Source organism: Lapidilactobacillus concavus DSM 17758, from assembly GCF_001435835.1.
In the GTDB taxonomy this organism is placed as follows: Bacteria; Bacillota; Bacilli; order Lactobacillales; family Lactobacillaceae; genus Lapidilactobacillus; species Lapidilactobacillus concavus.
In genome coordinates, this window is sequence record NZ_AZFX01000036.1 from 94,270 (window position 1) to 112,969 (window position 18,700).

General features: G+C 45.4%; 10 protein-coding genes, 1 other RNA gene and 1 pseudogene. 2 read left to right on the top strand and 10 right to left on the bottom strand.

The genetic code is table 11. The features are described from left to right. Window positions 1-54: 54 nt before the first annotated feature. From rnpB to FC15_RS03485, 3 genes and pseudogenes are all read right to left on the bottom strand, one after another. An RNA gene (rnpB, locus tag FC15_RS08980) (RNase P RNA component class B) lies at window positions 55-411 on the bottom strand. A 161-nt stretch (window positions 412-572) separates the two neighbouring features. Continuing rightward, a pseudogene (gene gpsB / locus FC15_RS03480) lies at window positions 573-920 on the bottom strand (cell division regulator GpsB); the annotation flags it as partial. Between the two features lie 124 nt (window positions 921-1,044). Continuing rightward, on the bottom strand, window positions 1,045-1,611 hold the full coding sequence (locus FC15_RS03485; protein WP_057824007.1) for an SLOG family protein: 567 nt from the start codon (window positions 1,609-1,611) through the stop codon (window positions 1,045-1,047). A 68-nt stretch (window positions 1,612-1,679) separates the two neighbouring features. Here FC15_RS03485 and recU point away from each other — a divergent pair, with 68 nt between their 5' ends. Together recU and FC15_RS03495 are read left to right on the top strand one after the other, a co-directional pair. Continuing rightward, on the top strand, window positions 1,680-2,303 hold the full coding sequence (recU, locus tag FC15_RS03490) for a Holliday junction resolvase RecU (protein ID WP_057824009.1): 624 nt from the start codon (window positions 1,680-1,682) through the stop codon (window positions 2,301-2,303). A gap of 83 nt (window positions 2,304-2,386) precedes the next feature. Continuing rightward, window positions 2,387-4,678, top strand: coding sequence for a PBP1A family penicillin-binding protein (locus FC15_RS03495; protein ID WP_057824011.1), 2,292 nt, complete (start codon window positions 2,387-2,389; stop codon window positions 4,676-4,678). Window positions 4,679-4,761: 83 nt separating this feature from the next. Here the strand turns inward: FC15_RS03495 and nth are convergent, their stop codons facing one another. The 7 genes from nth to FC15_RS03530 form a co-directional block, all read right to left on the bottom strand. Further along, entirely contained in the window at window positions 4,762-5,409 is a 648-nt protein-coding gene (nth, locus tag FC15_RS03500) for an endonuclease III (protein ID WP_057824013.1), read from the bottom strand. A 41-nt stretch (window positions 5,410-5,450) separates the two neighbouring features. Beyond that, window positions 5,451-6,071 carry a DnaD domain-containing protein gene (locus FC15_RS03505; RefSeq protein ID WP_162258396.1) on the bottom strand — a complete coding sequence of 207 codons (621 nt, stop codon included), beginning with the start codon at window positions 6,069-6,071 and terminating at the stop codon, window positions 5,451-5,453. 100 nt (window positions 6,072-6,171) lie between these two features. Then, the gene (gene asnS / locus FC15_RS03510; RefSeq protein WP_057824017.1) at window positions 6,172-7,470 is read right to left on the bottom strand and encodes an asparagine--tRNA ligase; all 1,299 of its coding nucleotides are present in this window, start codon (window positions 7,468-7,470) and stop codon (window positions 6,172-6,174) included. A gap of 16 nt (window positions 7,471-7,486) precedes the next feature. After that, window positions 7,487-7,963, bottom strand: coding sequence for a cell wall elongation regulator TseB-like domain-containing protein (locus FC15_RS03515; RefSeq protein WP_057824019.1), 477 nt, complete (start codon window positions 7,961-7,963; stop codon window positions 7,487-7,489). Window positions 7,964-8,041: 78 nt separating this feature from the next. After that, entirely contained in the window at window positions 8,042-10,795 is a 2,754-nt protein-coding gene (locus FC15_RS03520; RefSeq protein ID WP_162258397.1) for a helicase C-terminal domain-containing protein, read from the bottom strand. 386 nt (window positions 10,796-11,181) lie between these two features. Continuing rightward, window positions 11,182-14,967, bottom strand: a complete 3,786-nt coding sequence (addA, locus tag FC15_RS03525) for a helicase-exonuclease AddAB subunit AddA (RefSeq protein WP_057824023.1) — start codon at window positions 14,965-14,967, stop codon at window positions 11,182-11,184. Further along, window positions 14,960-18,547, bottom strand: a complete 3,588-nt coding sequence (locus FC15_RS03530) for a PD-(D/E)XK nuclease family protein (protein WP_057824025.1) — start codon at window positions 18,545-18,547, stop codon at window positions 14,960-14,962. Before FC15_RS03530 ends, addA begins: the two co-directional genes overlap by 8 nt. Between the last annotated feature and the right edge of the window lie 153 nt (window positions 18,548-18,700).

The following is an 18,700-nucleotide window of genomic DNA, read 5'->3' on the forward strand; positions in this document are numbered from 1 at the left end:
TGAATATGTAAAGAGGGCTGGGACGAAATGTCTCAACCCTCTGCCTTGGTAAATTTCTATAAGCCACGTTTTGTTCCGACCGAGACTAGGCAATCTCGATCATCAGTAATCATCTATCTGCTACCGCTCCTACTTTAGGTTCATTTGCCGCCGTAGGACTCCCCTACCAAAATTTGGGTTGCTCGCTCGCGGGGTTTACCCGTTCCATTCATTCACTTTCGCAAATGATTCGTCTCTGTGGCACCTTCAAGCCTTGACCATGATCCAAAGATGTTAGGTCAATAGGCTGCCGTTACTTCCGAAGAAGTACCTTAGCTTATTGGGCTAAGCGCGAACACTACAGGCATCGCAGCCTGTGCGAGCGTGGACTTTCCTCAGCCGGTTCAAGACCGACCGCGATTACTCGAAATTTACCAATGATTCACTAAAATTAATTAAAACCGATTCAACCAACTGTTCTCGGTTGAGTCACCAACGGGTTTGTTCGTTGATTGTGGCTCGCCTTCAGTCAGAGAAGCACCAGTAGAGCGACGCGCAATAGTGCTTGTGTTCGCTGGTTTGTTGGCGATGATCTCGGCTTGCTTCTCACCAAAGACATGACGCTCCAAGTTGCTCAGTCGGCGAAGAATATCATAGTTCGTTGTATTCTTAACCACGTTGTTGGCTGACCCTGTCACTGTTGTCGACGTTGGACTAGGTTGTTGTGAGGTCTCATCTACCTTTGTCACCAAACGTTGATTCTCAGTTTCTAAGGTTTTAATGCGGTTGTTGAACGCTTCATAATCTTGGATGATTTTGTCGAGGAAAGGATCGACCTCGGCAGCATCGTAACCACGATATTTTTGTTTGAAATCTTTATTAACGATATCTTCTGGTGTGAAGTTAAGCGCCAGTTCGCGTGTTTCTTCTGATTTTTCCATATCATCAGCACCTCATTAAACTTTTAACGCGTTAAATCAAGTATAACAAAAAGTGACAGAAAAGCAAAAACTGTTTTTGAATTTACTAGAATCTTTAAAACTTTTTACACCTTTACCGAATTGACTACCAATCATCTCGTTGTTGCTCACTCAGATTTTCCGCCTCGTCCTGTAGTTGGTAGAAGTCGATCAACTGCAACTGGTAATTAGGATCACGCACGATCTTTTGTTGGAGAAATTCATAATCATAGCTCGGCTTACCCGGTGATTCGGGATCGTAGAGTAGCAACGCCCCATCGGTGTGCTCACTCATAAAGGTTTGATAATTTTTCAGCTGGCTCGGATTTTGATACGGTCGTTGAGAAACCTGCCCTGTGAAATCCGCCTTTGCTAAAACTTGATTCAGTTGAGCCTGATTCTTCTCATTCCATTGTTTGCCAAATTCCGCGAATGGCAGCATGACCGCAATTTTCAATTCTGGATAGTCTAGCTTTAAGTCGTTAACGGCAGCCATCGCCCATTGCTCAACACCGAGTTGCGCGCCAGTGATCACCCACTCTAAACCATCGTCTAGATAACTTTTCAAGGCGTTTTTTAAGGCGTAGTTGATTACGGTAAGTTTTGGGTCCTTCTCTTGATAAATGTTCAGCTCATAACCGCGATATCCCGTCAGCCAGAGTCTTCTTAACATAATATCAACCTTTCTGATGAGTTAATTAACCATTGATTTGGTATAATGTGGGCATGGAGAGTGAAAAAATGACAGTTAACTATCCAGATGGTCGTCGCTTTTTATCTGCTAGCGATCATCTTCAGTCTAACACAAAGCCTCATCATCGTGACAGTGTCGTTTTCGGTGGACGCGGAATGTCCCTCGAAGAAACGATTAATGCGAGTAATGATTATTATCGTCTGCATCAACGCGCGGTTATTTATAAGAAACCCACGCCGATTCAGATTGTAAAAGTTGATTACCCGCAACGAAGTCAAGCCGTGATTCGCGAAGCTTATTTTCGTCAAGCTTCAACGACGGATTATAATGGCGTCTATCGCGGTTATTACCTCGACTTCGAAGCGAAAGAGACAACGAACAAGGCGTCATTCCCTTTGAAAAATTTCCATCAACACCAGGTCAACCATTTTCGTAACTGCTTGGCACAAGACGGCATCTGTTTCACAATCATGCGTTTCACAACTTTGGAACGTTATTTTCTGACGCCGGCCTCGTTGTTGATTGAGTACTGGGGTAAACAAGCCACAGGTCGTAAGTCAATCCCGCTGACAACGATTCAAAAGACGGGTTACGAAATCCCTGCTGGCTTTCAACCGGCACTGAATTATCTGGATGCCGTCGATCAGTTGATCACGACTGCGAAACGTTGATCAACAGTAATACCGTTGTGAATTGAACAGATTAGATTAAGCAATACAAGCAAACAAAACTATTAAAAGTTTAGGTGATTATCATGTCGCAGAATAATATGACGCGAGAATCTCGAATGGCACAACAAAGAAAACAGTCCAAGACTGCCGCATCTTCATCAAAATCGGGCCGTTCCAAACGTTCAAAAAAAGGCCCGAAACGACGTAAACCGATCTGGCGTCTTATTTTTAAATGGTTAATGATTGCCATCGTTGCCGCACTCGCCTTTGGAATCGGCCTTTTCGCCTACTATGTCAAAGATACGCCCGAATTGAAAGAATCCAAGCTCGTCAGTGGTGGCGCAACTGTTTTTCTTGCCAGCGATGGCACCCAGATCACCCGTCTAGGCGAGAATCGGACCAATTTAACCGGGCCGGAGATTCCGCAACAACTGAAGGATGCCGTTGTTTCTATCGAGGATCGACGGTTTTACACGGAACCCTTTGGGATTGACCCCATCCGAATTGCTTCCGCTACTGTCTATAATTTGACTCATCGTGACTCCAATCCACAAGGTGGGAGTACGCTGACCCAACAATTAATCAAGTTGGCCTATTTCTCAACTGCTAAGTCTGACCAAACATTACGACGCAAGGCTCAAGAAGCTTGGCTGGCCATTCAAACAGAACGTAAGTATTCGAAGGAACAGATTCTGGAATACTATATCAACATGGTCTTCATGGCCAACAACGTTTATGGTATGGGCACGGCCTCGCGTTACTACTATGGCAAGTCACCTAAAGATCTGACACTCGCACAGACGGCCTTGATTGCTGGGATCCCCAATGCGCCTTCTAACTACGATCCCTACGCGCATCCAGACCTGGCGAAGAAACGTCGTGATATTGTCATCAACGCCATGCTACGAAACGAGAAGATTTCAGCGACCGACGCTCAAACAGCGATTAACACGCCGATTGCCGATGGACTGAAGCCGAAATCAACACAGACGGCTTCCGCGGATAATGCTTTGCTTGCAGACGGTTATATTCAGGAAGCCATCAAAGCGGTCAAGAAGAAGGGCTACAATCCCTATCAAGATAATTTAACGGTTAAGACCACCTTGGATCTCTCGGCTCAGAAAAAAGCTTATAACCTCGTTAACGGCACCGACGTCACTTTTCCTGATGATAAAATTCAAACTGGGATCACGATTGTTGAGCCCGGTTCAGGCAAAGTCGTGGTCATGGTGGGAAATCGCAAAGTGGGTAACGTTCAAATGGCACTGAATCATGCGACACAGACAACGCGTAGCAATGGTTCAACGATGAAACCAATTATGGATTACGGGCCTGCGATTGAATATTTGAACTGGTCAACCGACCATAAATTGGACGATTCTAAATATATTTACCCCGGCACCAATATCCAACTGTACGATTGGGACCATCAATACCACGGTCTGATGACGATGCGCAATGCCCTCACCCAATCTCGGAACGTCCCTGCGATTCGGACCCTGGAGGAAGTGGGTTTGAATCGTGCCAGTCAATTTGCCCAGCGTTTAGGCATTACGATTCCGGCTAATGCTGGATTGTCGGCTGGTATTGGTTCGGATGTTTCTAGTCTGCAAGTTGCGGCTGCCTTTAGCGCGTTTGCCAACGGTGGAACTTACTATAAGCCACAATATATCACCCAGATTATCACGCCTGATAATATTAAACATGACTATGACCAAGAGACGGGTTCACAGGCCATGAAGAGTTCGACTGCCTATATGATCACCGATATCTTGAAGGATGTCATCAGCTCGGGCACCGGGACACGGGCACAGATTGCAGGCCTCTACCAAGCGGGTAAAACCGGAACAACTGATTATTCTGATGAAGAACTTGCCAAGAACCCAATGTTGAGCGGAACTGCCAAAGATTCATGGTTTGCAGGTTACACAAAACACTACGCGATTGCGATTTGGCTAGGCTATGACAAATCGAGCGAACAAGGTGTTTCAGGCACTTCTCAATCAATCCCCGCACGTTTGTACCGTTATCTAATGAGCGACCTTAGCGAGAATGTCAGCAACACGGATTGGACAATGCCTAGTTCAGTTGTCCGAAGTGGCAATGAGCTCTACATTCGCGGCTATCAGCCGGAAGACGAAGATGAGGATGAGTCGAGTTCATCCAGCGCCTCAACAAGCAGCTCTTCGAGTGTAAGTCGCTCATCAAGTTCAGAATCAAGTCTCACTGAATCATCAAGTTTATCAAGCTCAAGCAGTGAATCATCGAGCTCAAGCCAGATCGAATCCAGTTCCTCTAGTTCGGGCGAGCCCGTCAAAAGTTCCTCGTCGTCTAGCAGCAGCTTCACAGAAGTTATGCCACCGACCAGCCGATAATAGTTAATAGATAACAAATAGCCACACACATACTTCAAACGTATGTGTGTGGCTATTTGTTTACATCTAAAAGAATAAATCAATTAGTCCCTATCCATCACAGCTTGTCCATGTGCGCAAATTTTTAGCAGCGGACAGGTTGCACAGTGTGGTTGTCTGGCCGAACAGACTTCCCGACCGAAATAAATCATGGCGTGGTGCCCGTCGATCCATTCTGATTTTGGTAAGGCTTTGGTGATGTTCTTCTCGATTTGTAGGACGGAATCTTTGTCTTTGGCGATCCGCAGTCGCTTTGCAATTCGGGTGATGTGTGTATCGACTGCGAACGCAGGTACACCAAATGCGTCGCCGAGAATCACACTGGCGGATTTGCGCCCAATTCCAGGCAATGAGGTTAATTCAGCCATTGTGTGCGGAATTTCGCCATTAAAATCGCTGACTAATTTTTGTGAGAGTGCCACGATATGTTTGGCCTTGTTGTGGTACAAGCCAATTGATTTAATGTAAGGTTCGACTGCTTCCGGTGTCGCCTTTGCAAAGTCTGCTGGTGTTTCGAACGCAGCAAAGAGTATCGGCGTCACCTTGTTCACCGAAACGTCGGTTGCCTGGGCGCTGAGTAAGACGCTGACCGCGATTTGAAAAGGCGTTCGCGCATCTAAACTCGGTCGTGCGTGAGGATAAAGCTTCATGATTGCTTCAACCGCCCATTTGGTCTGAGCTTGATTCAACATTTTCTCACCCTCGATTTCTGAATATTGTTTCCGAAAACCGACTACTGAAACTTGGATTTGTAGTGCTGTAAGTCTGCCGCAGATTTAATCTGTCGCTTCTGCCAGTCTAACAAGATGCGATCAATATATTTAAACGACCGCGCATCATTAAGAACCGCCTCACGTAAGGCTAAACGAATAATTTCCGTTGAAAAGTGATCGCGATTCAGCCAACCATCGATGGTTTCCATCTCAATCGGTGACAAAGGACGACCAAATTCGACTTCGACTTCCTGATAAAGTTTGGTGATATCTGCCTGTTGCTGTTGAAAATTAGCGACTTGTTCTTGATCATCTTGCAAACCGGTGAGTCGTTCAAAGAAGGGCGCCACATCATACTGATCGATGTGTTGATCGTGGTCAATCGAAGTCGTTACCGCGATAAAGCTCTTCTGTGTCATCTGTTGCAACGCTTGGTAAACTTCACTGACTGGATGTTTGACAACGCCTGCCAGGTCTGCGGGACTCGGAAATTTTTCGCCATGTTGGCTATATTTGATAATTTGTAAAAAAATAGCCAATTGGGTATCCGACATGCCAAGTTCAGCGTAATGATCCAAGATTTGATTGGCAATGACCGTTTGTGGTGCACCAATGAAGTCATTGAAAGTCAGTTTAGACATCTGTTCACTGTCCTTTTGATGAGTTAATAGGAATGATCTAATTTCAAAGGACAAGGTCATTTCGATCGACCTTGTCCTTTAGCGTAAAACTAATTTAAATTTATGGATAAATACGGTTGATCATACGTGGGAATGGAATCGCCTCGCGCAGATGATCAAGGTGACAGATCCAAGTAATCGCACGCTCGAAGCCGAGACCGAAACCTGAATGTGGCGTGCTACCGAAGCGACGAAGGTCTAAGTACCATTCATAATCTTTTTCGTTCAAACCAGCTGCCTTAGTACGAGCTTCTAGCGCATCAAAGTCAGTTTCACGTTCGGAACCACCGATAATCTCGCCGTAACCTTCAGGCGCCAACAAGTCAGCACACAAATAAACGTCATCACGTGTCGGATGTGGCTTCATGTAGAATGGCTTGATTGCAATGGGGTAGTTGAGTACAAAGACCGGTTGCTCGAATTGATCTGAAATATAAGTTTCATCGGGTGCACCAAAGTCGGCGCCCCACTGGATGTCGGTGCCGTGATCCTGCAACATCTTGATGGCGTCATCGTAACTGATCCGTGGATAAGGTAACTTGGTGTATTTCTTGAGCGTTTCGATATCGCGTCCCAACAATTGCAATGGATAAGCACAGTTATCGATCACACTTTGGACGAGATAGGCAATATAACGCTCCTGAACTTGCAGACTCTCTTCTTGCGTCGTGAAGGCCATTTCGGGCTCAATCATCCAGAATTCAGTCAGATGGCGACGTGTTTTAGATTTTTCAGCACGGAAAGTTGGTCCAAATGAGAAGACTTTACCGAAAGCTTGTGCCCCGGCTTCCATGTAGAGCTGCCCACTCTGGCTAAGATAAGCATCACTGTCGAAATATTCGATGTGGAACAATTCGGTTGTTCCTTCAGGAGCAGATCCTGTCAAAATTGGCGGATCAATCTTGATGAAACCTTCTTGGTTGAAGAATTCATATGTGGCACGAATCATTTCATTACGAATCTGCATGATTGCAAATGGCCGTTTTGAACGCAACCAAAGATGGCGCTCGTCGAGCAAGAAGTCAATGCCGTGTTCCTTAGGTGTAATTGGATAACCTTCGCTCTCCCCGACTAGTTCGAGGTTGCTGACTTCGATTTCGTAGCCGAAGTGAGAACGATCATCACGATGAATCACCCCTGTGACGTAGAAGCTGCTTTCTTGATGTAAACTCTTCGCCAGTTCGAAGACCTCTTCTGAGACCTGACTCTTAACCACAACACCTTGGAAAAAAGCACTCCCATCACGTAGCTGTAAGAAAGAAATCTTGCCACTCGAACGTTTGTCAGTTAGCCAAACGCCGATCTTGACCTCTTCATCGACGTGATCTTTCGCGTCGATAATTCGAATTTTTTGTACCATTTGATTTGCTCCCAACTTATAAATTATCGATTAAACTAACTTGCTTGCCATTATGATAATTAAGCAATAAATAGCTCAACTTGTTATTTTGATTCTTCATGACAATTTCCCAAACCGGTTTTCCTTGCGATAAGCCTAAATTAATCCCGTAAATCTTTCGATAACGGTAATTCTTTTGGACTCGTGCTTTGATCTGCGATTTGGACAGGCCATCTTTACCAAAGTATGTCTTGATTTTACCCGTCTTACCATTGATCACAACATAGACCGATTGATTCTGGCGATTGCGCCCGGCAACCGTGTAATACGTTTGTTGGCGATGAAAGGTCATAAAATCGGTTGTTTCCGTGAGATTGGCGGCTTTCGTCGCAATTTGCTCACTCTGCTGTTGAACACTGATTCGCGGCATGACGGCGACGAGATAGACGCCAACCAGCACTAAGATGGCAACAATGATGCCGATGATCCATCCACGTTTATGATTGCGTGCCATTTATTTGCTCCTTTAATCAATGTCTGTCTTTCATTATATCAAAAGAATCACAGGTTTAAAGTTCTTGCTAGAACTTTTTTAATCTCGGAAAAAATCTTGGATATGATGACCTAATTGCTGATTAGGAAGAATCAATTTGGGTAATTTTTCTGGAAAAGCTTGTTGCACTTTGGAGGCGTAGGGACTGTTGACCACCCGTTCGTCGAGCATCAAGACGATGCCGCGATCCGTTTCCGTACGAATCAAGCGACCGAATCCCTGCTTTAATTTCAATATTGCTTTTGGTAAGGTATCCGCATTAAATGGTGAGATACCAGCTGCCTTTAATAAGCTGTTGCGATAATGAGTGGTCGGATTCTTCGGCGATTCGAATGGAATGCGTGTGATGATCAAGAGCGATAATTGTTCGCCGGGAAAATCGATCCCCTCCCAGAAACTCTGAGAACCAAGAAGGATGGCATTTTTTGCGAGCCGGAAGCGTTTAGCAATTTTATCATTACTTCCGGTAATTCCTTGCGCCATGACCTCTCGTTCAAAGCCCAAGGCGGATTGTAAGCGTCCATAGACATTCTTGATACTGGACAGCGAATTGAACAGAATCAGCGTTTGCTTATCTGTTTGGCGCAGTACCGGCAAAATTGTATTTGAAATCCAATTATCATAATCGGCCCCGTTCTCACTGGGTGAATAAGTTTCCTGCGGTAACAATAACTCGGCCTTCTCTTGGTACAAAAAGGGAGATTGTAGCCGTAGACAATGAACATCATGCGCGTTGAAATTCAAGTGATCAAGGAAATATGAGAAGTCCGTGCCAACCGCCAGTGAAGCGCCCGTGTAGATCTGCAAGGAAAACTGGCGATCAATCTTTTGACGTAACGATTGATGCGACATAGCCAACCAATTCAATTGATAATTGATGCCATCGTCATCGAGATTTAAATAGAAGCCGTATTGATTGAATTCGCGATCTTGCAGATGGTCGACAGCGGTCAAGAGATGTTCCTGCAGCCGTTCTAATTGATTATTATGGAAAATTAGCGCCATCATTTTCTGCGCGGTATCGGACTTCAAGGCCTCATGGTCCAAAGTTTCTTCCAGTTCAATGGCCTGATCGAGATAACGATCCAGGCTATCGATGACCTGCTCCAAGGCACCCAATAACGCTTCCTGGTGCGGATGAATGTCTTCGGCTTGCAAATAAACAGTTTCCCGAATGAAATTTTGGTGTGCCAACAAGACAATTTGGTCATTGAGTTCTTGTGTCTGCTGAATTAATTGATTCAACAATAATTGACACGCGAAAAGTGGCGATTGCAGTCGTTCTAAGACAGGTTCGACATCGTTATTATCTTGCAAGACACGAACCAACTCAAGCAATTGATTGATTCGATTTTGCAACCGCATGACTGAGAAATAACCGTGTGAACTCTGCGTGAGATCCTCAGCGAAATGCTGGGCTTCATCGACGACTAACATGTCTTGATCTGACGTAAAGTCATCGAGATGTTGGGCTAAATAAGCATTATTTGTAATTACGATTTGCGCGGACGTGGCACGACTCACGACTCGCCGCCAAAAGTCGGCTTCAAAGTATTGACTACTTGGAACTAGCGTCGGCAGATGATTGATGCTCTGAAAAAACTCAGTCGCGTAATTCGTAATCTGTAACTCGTCTAAGTCGCCTGTCTGTGTCTGTGTGAGCCAAACAAGAATGCGCATCTCATTGATTGCGGTGCCCCTATTTTTCGCACCATGGCGCAAATAAGCGGCTAAACGGTCAAAATCAAGATAGTGGCTCGCACTCTTCAACATGGCAACTCGGAAATTAACCCCCCGCAGATGATTCAGCAATGGTACGGCTTGGCGATCGAGTTGCGCCTGCAAAACCGTTGTCGAGGTCGTAATGACGAGTCGCCGTTTGGCTAAACTAGTCAAGGTATAAGACAACGGCAGTAAATAACCTAGTGATTTACCAACACCCGTTGGCGCCTCAATGATCAATTTTTCTGACGCCTCGTTGTTTTGATAGCGATAAATGAAGTCCATCATGGCAAATTGTGCCGGGCGCGGTTTCAATTCTTGATCAAATTGCTGACGTTTCTCGGGGTCCGTTGCTGGGTAGTGGTCGTGCGCGTGACGGCCTAATGTCGTGTCCGTTGGCTTCTGACGACGAATCACGAATTCGCCGACCTTCTGAAGATAGCTTGGCAGTTCCTGCGCGGTTTTTTCATGTAAGGCTTGTTCGAAGACCTCCCCTGTTTGTCGGCTTAAATAATGACTCAATGCCACCATCTGTTGTAAGACCGGCCGAGGTAATTGACCAATCTGCTTCAATAACAGCAAGAAAATTTTCGCCGTCGCAATCGCGTCACTATCGGCCTGATGTGGATGCTCATGGACGATGTTCAGAAAGGTGCTGAGATCCTTGAGCCGGTAACTCACCGCTTGTGGCAGCATGACTTGTGCCAGCTCGACGGTGTCGTAAGCCAACGGTTCGATGGGTGGCAAGCCGACGTTCTCAAAGGCTTCATTCAAAAATGGTAAATCAAAATTGACGTTATGCGCAATGAAAACCTTATCGGCTAACAACTGGTGCAACGTCGGTGCGACCTCATCAAACGTCGGACCAGTACGCAGACTAGCCTGACTAATTCCCGTCAGCGCCAGAACCTCACGAGGAACTGCACGCTCAGGATTGATTGTGATCGAAATATGCTCAGTAATTTGTGCGTGATGAATGATTGCACAACCAAACTGAATGATTTTATGTCCAGCATGCCGTTGCGTCCCAGTTGTTTCAAGGTCAACAACCGCATAACTTCGATCTGACAAAGCCAGCGCCCCTTTAATATCAAGTAGTGAGAAGGTGCGAATTGCCATTGAGCACTAACGTTAATTGAGACAAAATCCTGGTTTTGGATTTAGTCTCAATTGAGGTTAAGCGGAAATGGCAGCACCTTCGAGCACAATTAAGCAAGTAGTGAGAAGGTGCGAATTGCCATTGAACACTAACGTTAATTGAGACAAAATCCTGGTTTTGGATTTAGTCTCAATTGAGGTTAAGCGGAAATGGCAGCACCTTCGAGCACAATTAAGCAAGTAGTGAGAAGGAACGGGTGAAGTCGAGCATTAACATTAATTGAAATTAAATCCAGCATGGATTTAGTTGCAATTGGTGTTAAGCGGAAACTTCAGTTCATTCGAGCACAATTCCTTCCTCAGAGTTCCACCAAGCGATTAGCGCTCAAGAAGTAAAGGAATTTGTGTGTGACGGGGCGCTGCAACATGTTGCTTAAAGCTTCTTCGTACAAGTTGAGCTGCCCACGATACTTCTCAATCAACTGCTGTAATCTTGCTTCATTGACATGGTGACGATCCAAATGATCGGTCTTGTAATCGAACAGGATCAATTCATCTCGATTTATCACATACCCATCCATAATACCATGAACGAGTAGATTTTGTACGTCAGGTTCGTCGGGCATTTCAAAGATGGCCTGTGCTGGAAGCAACAGTGAAAATGCAACCTCTCGATAGACACTATTTTCGGGCGCTTGTAGTTGCTGACCGAGCGATGATTGGAAAAAGTCAAGGACAGCATCGAGATCAATTTTGGCAGCAACCTCCGGCTGGATCAATGATTGCGTGGTCAGTTGTTGCACCAAGAGAGCTAAATAATCACGAGTGACATACTGATTAAGATCGATTCGTTGCAACAATAAATGCGTCGCCGTTCCGACTTGGGCGCCGGTCACTTCCTGCTGCTCAGTCAAGAATGCAGGCTGTGGGAAATCATCCGCAAACAAGCGACTCGATTCCGTTTGTAAGCGAATTGGCGCCTGATCTTTGATTGTTGCAGCTGGTTGGGTCAGGTTTAATGACAAAGGTAAAAAACTCAACTGAAATTGATCAGGATCGGTGAAAGCCTGCTTGATTTCAGAAACCGATTGATAAGCGGTTGTTCTCGTCGCGGTCTGATACGGATAATCAAAATCCAGAAGTTGTTCGATTGTTGATTTCAATTTAGCATCAAGTGGCGTCATCGGGACTTTTTCAGTGGTGTCTTGCGGTGTCGGTACACTCGACTTGAGCAACTCTTCTTGGTGATAGCAGCGAATTGCAAATTTTGCGTTTGTAACCAGTGGCGTCGAATCAGTCCCCTCGCTTGATTGATGCTGACTGAGGATCGTCAACTGATTTGCGCGTAACAAGGCGGGTAGAATCAGTTGCAAGAAGCTCTTTATTTTGTTAGGCTTGCGAAATTTGACGGGTAGCAGGAGCTGACGGTGCTCGTCAATCACTTGATTATCAGTGAGTGTCTTTTCAAAATTATCAACGGCACCAATCATGATCAACTTCTGCTTGGCACGCGTCATTGCCACGTAGAGTAACCGCATTTCTTCAGCGACTGAGGCTTGTTGGCGGCGGGCACGAATAAAGTTGTCGATCAGTGTTGGATATTTTAATCGACGGTCAAAATCAATGTATTTGATGCCGGCGCCATAGTGGCCGTCAAGCACAATTTTGGATTTAGAGATGTCATCTTGATTAAACTTGTGGTCGAGATTCAACACGAATACCACTGGAAATTCCAGACCTTTGCTCCCGTGAATGGTCATTAATTGCAGCGCGTCTTCGCCCCCCGCCCCCACTTGTGCTTGAGCCAAATCTTGATTATGAGCCTGCATTTCTTTAATGAAATCGATGAACTGATAGAGTCCTCTGAAGCTCGTTTGTTCATAACTAAATGCCCGTTGATAAAGCGCATAAAGATTCAAAGACCGCTGCAATCCACCCGGCATCCCGCCGACGTAATCGAGATAACCTGTCTGTTGATAACACTCCCACACCAGTTCGGCAATGCTGTGTTGAACGGCAAACGCCCGCAAATGTGCTAAGAGTTCTAGAAATTTGGACACTTTTTGATGTAAAGAAGCGTTCTCTGGCGCTTGGGTAAGCATTAAAGCAGTGTAGAAATTAACGCTCTTATTGGTGCTGCGAATCTGAGCCAGATCATTTTCATCGAATTGGCCAATGGGTGACCTTAAAACCGTCACGAGCGGAATATCCTGTTCTGGATTATTGATGATTTCCATTAACGACAACATCACTTGCACTTCGGTCGTTTGGAAATAATCATTGGCATCTTTCACGTAAATTGGTAGACTTCGCTGTTGCATTTCACTGATGACTGCCAGATTGTCACCACGAGTCGGCACTAAAATTGCGATGTCACGATAAGTAATCGGACGTTTAATTTTCGCATCACGGTCATAAATCAGGTAAGGCTCACGGATCAATGCTTCAATCCGATCAGCGAGAATCTTGATGCGCGCTTCCGCGTTTCCCATTGGCACGACGGCCGTGGACGACGTGGTTGTCGGCGTGTCAGCATCCGTCGTCGTTTCTTGAGTATCGCTTGCTGGTTTTGATTCATAGAGCAAGACTTCGGTCGTTGTCTCTAAGTCATCTGGATAGTCTTTTGCACCTGTGACCAACTTTTCATCCTGACCATAATCGAGTTCGGCCAAGTCGTGATGCATGAACTGCTGGAAAAGAAAATTAGTACTCTCGTTAATATTAGGCGTCGAGCGGAAATTCTCCGCTAAGACGATTCGCTCCCCCGAGTTATCCTCGGATCGAAATTGCTGATACTTCTCCAAAAACTTGCTGGGATCCGCTTGACGAAAACCGTAAATCGATTGCTTCACGTCACCAACCATGAACATGTTACCCGGCGTTGGTTGCGCAACGGCTTGCAAAATGGCTTCTTGAAGCGGATTAATATCCTGGTATTCGTCCACGAGAACTTCATGAATAAATTGACGATAATAAACTTGAACAGGTCGCTCGTTGTCTTTTTCATGATTGAATAATTCAAAGGTTAGCTGTTCAAGATCGTTGAAATCAAGTGCCTTGATTCGGCGCTTGTCTTGGGCGTAATCATGAATAAATTCTTGAGTGATGCTCGTCAAGGTGGTCATGATGCCCGCGGCTTTTTTCTGAGTTGCCACGAGTAATTCTTCGGGTGCCATGAAGAAATGAGCCTGAAGATCTTTAAAATCGTCTTTAACCTGGTTCAAGTGTAATTTGAAGGTTGCTCGTTCGGACAATTCTTGCTCATACTTCTTGCCAGTCATCACAAAACGACTAGGAAATTCGAGTTGTTCCAGGGCTGTGCTGATCTGAGCGTAAGTTGCTTGTGAGGTGCGCTCATCGAATAATGGGGCTAACGCAGCCAGATCCTGCGCGCAAAGCTGACCAATTTTATCATCCGTATCGGTAATCTGCGGTAGCAAGTCTTGTAGCGCTTGAATTTCAAGACGCAATTGTGCGAGTTGAGTCATCAGCTCAGGCCGAATAAATGCTTGATAGTAAGGACTAGAATCAAGATTATCTTCGATCTGATACTGTGAAACCAGGTGACTTAACCACGTGATCGTGTTTGGACGAGTGATTGCAAATGCATAAAGCTGAAAAACCGCATCCTGTAGACCTTGGTCTGAACGATCGCTGCCGAATTGATCGGCCAGCTCGAAGAAAGCCTCATCTTGTTGATCGTAATGACGATCGCGAAGGTTGGCCCAGGTTTGTTCTTTGATTAGTTGTCTTTCAGTTCCATCGGTTAACAGACGGAAGTTTGGATCGAGATCGAGCAGATAGTAAAACTTGCGAATGACTTTTAAACAAAACGAATGCAGTGTACTGATCTGCGCAGTTGCCAACAAGTTAAGTTGCTGTCGTAACCGCTGACCTTCCGCACGTTCCGTCGTATCTGCGATGGCCCTGATCAGTGAATCGCGGACACGCTCACGCATCTCTGCTGCGGCCGCATCGGTGAAGGTTACGACCAATAACGAATCAAGGTCGACGCCCTGTAACACTTCTTCAATGATCCGTTTGACGAGCACCGTCGTTTTACCAGAACCCGCAGAGGCTGAGACTAAGATATGGTGTCCGTGATGTTCGATCGCGGCTTGTTGCTGTTCGGTGAACTTAGGCATTCGGATCATCCTCCTTTTGATGACGTAGTGTGTCCAGAATCTCTTTTTTATTCAAAGTTGGGAGTATCCGGTACTGGTTCTCGGGTAACATAGCATCGAACATCATGATCGATTTGTAATCCGAATATTTCAGACCAGTTTCCTGATCACTCAGTTTATATGGTGCGATTCGCAATTGACCGGAAAAGATTTCCGTTGCGGCTTTGATCAATAATTGTCGATTACGTGCCAAAAGCAGCTTTAATTCTTCTTCGCTTACCCCTTGAGCACCGCGCGCCACTTTATACCCGTCTTTCTTGGTAAATGCGATCGGATAAAGTAAGGAATTTTGCTCAATTGCTTGCGGATCGATGCTCCCCAGGTAGTCCTGGAAATCTTGATCAATCAGAAGCCCTTTATATTGATGTTCCTTGATCATTTCTGCCTGCGTCTGGATATTAGGCTTATAGTCTAAAGGCTTATCCGCAATGTGTAGGTAAAATGCGCCCACAGGTGCTGCCTGATCTAACGTCAGTAATTGGCGGTTATCCGCGACGGTTTGGAGATAGGTTAATAATTGCAATGACAACCCATAATAGGCACGAGTAAAATCAAACTTCTTCTCGCCAGATTTATAATCAACGATTTGATAAACCGGTTGCTGATCAAACTGCCCTTTGTCAATCCGGTCAATTTTCCCTCGGACCGAGAGTTGTTGATCACCATCCAACTGAAATTCTAGCCCAGGCAATCCTTGCTTACCCGCAATCGGTCCAAATTGAACCTCAGTTAGATAAGGCTTCAAGATCGTGTGTGCCGCTTGTTGGGTCAAGATTGAGGTCATGAATGCACTGGTCTTGCTAAGCTGTCGACGGTAATAATGCATCTGCCCAGGTCCTGTCAGAATTTGATACTGGTTCTCATCAAGCAACGTGGTCGTAATCTGAGCGTTGAGTTGAACGAGTTGCTCCGAAGTTAGCGCTTGGGCATCTAGGTGTTGCTCAGCTAAAAGTTTGACAAAGTGATCGAGATAATCATGGAAGAAAGTCCCGGTATTAGCGGCATCCACGGTGTATTCATCGCGTGGTCGCAACTTCAAACCAAATTTCAAGAAATAATCGTAAGGATTCATGTAGAAGTTCTCGAGCTGTGAAACCGAACTAAATAGATGTTGGCCGTAAAGTTGGTCAACATTTTCTGGCGTTAATTGAGCGGGCACATTATGATAGTTCAGACTCGCCAATAATTGACGATAATGTGTGCCCTGATCAGGATCTGCAGCGAGAAGATCTGCGACCCATTGCCACGCGCGTGGTAGTGGCAAGTGCGCATTCTGATGACGACGAGCCAACAAGAGCAGTGGTCCAATTACACCGGCTTTAGACGCGGCAAAGTCAAGTAACCGACTTTCTGGTTCTGGATAATCATGGATCCTCGTCGTTGGCAAGTTAAAATGTTTCTGGATGCGGTCAACATATGGGGAAAGTTGATTCTCAGGATGACCATCATGATGCTGTGGGTACGTAAAGATCAATCGTTGCGTGCTACTCAAAAAAACAGTGCCATAATGCATCGGTTGTTCTGCCGCACGCGCATTTGCTGTCTCGCCTAGCTGAATTGGTCGCGCCTGTTTCAATAAATATTGATTGATTACCCGACGTTCCTGTTCGTCAATCAATTGCGTTTGCTCAGACTGATCCGGCAAATTATCGCGAGTCGCACCAATCAGAATAGTGATCCGGTGGCTCTGATCCTGAATCATCCCAACGTTTGACAGCAAGACGGCATCTAACGTGGCGGGAATTTGCGAAAATTCGGTGTTGTTGAATCCAGCGGTGATCAAATCAATAAATACCGTTAAATCAAACGCTTGATCTCCCCAAATCGTCACGTAATCATCCAATAGACCAATAAAGGCTTGATAAGTTTGTTGCGGTTCTTGTGCTAACGATAAATCACCCTGGTCACTGGCGTTTTTTTGCCAGACTTTTAGTTGGTCGATCGTGCCATTTTGGTCTAGGAACTGGTATAGCTTCGCCGCAAAATCGGTGGCGGTTTGGACAGCTTTCGCGTCTTCCAACCACCGGCCAAAAATACCAGCCAACCACTGGTGTAAGTTTTCAATCGCGGTTATTTTTTGAGCTTGCTGTTCCGTAGGATCTGGTATCGTCTCATCCTGACGATGTGTTAAATAAGGGCCTTGAAGCGTCCATGGTCGGTCTTTCAACCAAGTTTGACCCTGAATACCGAAACGAATCGCGTAATTTTCGAGCCAATCGAGTTGCTGACGGAAGTCTTCAATTTCTAGATTCGGTGGCAATAACAATTCTGTTCGCAACAGCATCAATAAATCCTGTAGACGCAGTGGCCGCTGGGTGATTGCCAGCAACGCCTTGATAAACAACACAAAAGGATGATTAGCCATGGGTAACTGCTGATCACTGAAATAAGGAATTTCGTTCTGCTTGAACAAGGCGTCGATTGTCGCAGCATAATCCGGGACGTTATTCGCCAACACGAGGAAATCTCGATAACGATAATGCTGAAGAGCCACCATTTGACGGATATAATTGGCAACTGCACGAACCTCGCTGGTCAGTGAATCCGCCTGCCAAATTTGAATGTTTTGTTTTATTTCTGGAATCGTTGCCTGAGCAGTTGGCAAGGTTGTCGTAGGCTCGCCATTCGTCGATTGGATCCAATAGTCTTCTAAGGCCTGTAATGAGCCGCTGACGCGTTTTTTCACAACAGGCTGCCAACTAGCTGTAGGAATCTCTGGAAGGCTGTCAAAGCCTAATTGACGCAGAGTTTTGAGTGAAGCATTGAAGTAATAAGATTCTGCACTCGGTGATTCACGCAACGACGGATCCAGATAGAGACTCAGACAAATCGACGCCCCCTGCTGATTCAGCTCACGAATCAGCGCCAATTGTTGTTGGTTGAATTCTGGGAACCCCAACAAATAAATGTGAAACTGCGAAAAATCGCGACCAGAAACTTCTGAAAGCAAATAAGCCATTAATTGTTCATTGCTGGTAAATTTTTCGGCGATTTCATCTTGATATTTTCCAAAAATAAAGCAGAGTTCTGCTAATTTGGCTGAGGTAGAGCCAGCAACTTGTTTCTCTACAGCCAGCTGCTCAATCAAGGTTTGCAAATCGGCAACCGTGAAATTCCCCTGCATTAGTTCAGTTAATTGCTCACCCAACTGCTCTAGAAAGCCGATTCGTCGACTCTCGCCATAAAACAGTGGCAATTCCTGACGATGTCGCTGAAGCAAGTCACTCAGAAACATTGCTTGCGCTGCAGCAGAGAGCTGTGGCTGTTGGTAACGCGGATCATCGCGCAAAAAATACCACAGTAATCGCGAGAAAGAAAGGATCTGCAATCGGCTACTGGCAATGATGCCCTTGGTCGCCAACCCTGGATGGTAGTCGGCGAGTTTCGTTAGAATCTGTACTTCGCTATTGAACTTGATATGATTGGGTACCAGACAAATAAACTGTTGCTCCGGGGTGGCAACGTAATCATCACTGATCTGTTTAAAAAGCTGTCCTGCAAGATCATCCTGCTGTTTACCGACAATAAATTTTATGGCCATACGACATCGCTCCTTAACTGATAGTTTAGCATGTTTTGGGTGGGGACGGAATGTGAGGTTGGGTCCCATTAAATGAAAGAAGTTATTGATTTCAATCGATTTGCAAAAATCAATCGGTACAAAATTATTTCTTGTTTGAGTTCAAATGGATAT

Bases quoted from the DNA above. Each gene is read 5' to 3' on its own strand.
- FC15_RS03485 (WP_057824007.1), bottom strand. From the start codon at position 1,611: ATGTTAAGAAGACTCTGGCTGACGGGATATCGCGGTTATGAGCTGAAC.
- recU (WP_057824009.1), top strand. From the start codon at position 1,680: ATGACAGTTAACTATCCAGATGGTCGTCGCTTTTTATCTGCTAGCGAT.
- FC15_RS03495 (WP_057824011.1), top strand. From the start codon at position 2,387: ATGTCGCAGAATAATATGACGCGAGAATCTCGAATGGCACAACAAAGA.
- nth (WP_057824013.1), bottom strand. From the start codon at position 5,409: ATGTTGAATCAAGCTCAGACCAAATGGGCGGTTGAAGCAATCATGAAG.
- FC15_RS03505 (WP_162258396.1), bottom strand. From the start codon at position 6,071: ATGTCTAAACTGACTTTCAATGACTTCATTGGTGCACCACAAACGGTC.
- asnS (WP_057824017.1), bottom strand. From the start codon at position 7,470: ATGGTACAAAAAATTCGAATTATCGACGCGAAAGATCACGTCGATGAA.
- FC15_RS03515 (WP_057824019.1), bottom strand. From the start codon at position 7,963: ATGGCACGCAATCATAAACGTGGATGGATCATCGGCATCATTGTTGCC.
- addA (WP_057824023.1), bottom strand. From the start codon at position 14,967: ATGCCTAAGTTCACCGAACAGCAACAAGCCGCGATCGAACATCACGGA.
- FC15_RS03530 (WP_057824025.1), bottom strand. From the start codon at position 18,547: ATGGCCATAAAATTTATTGTCGGTAAACAGCAGGATGATCTTGCAGGA.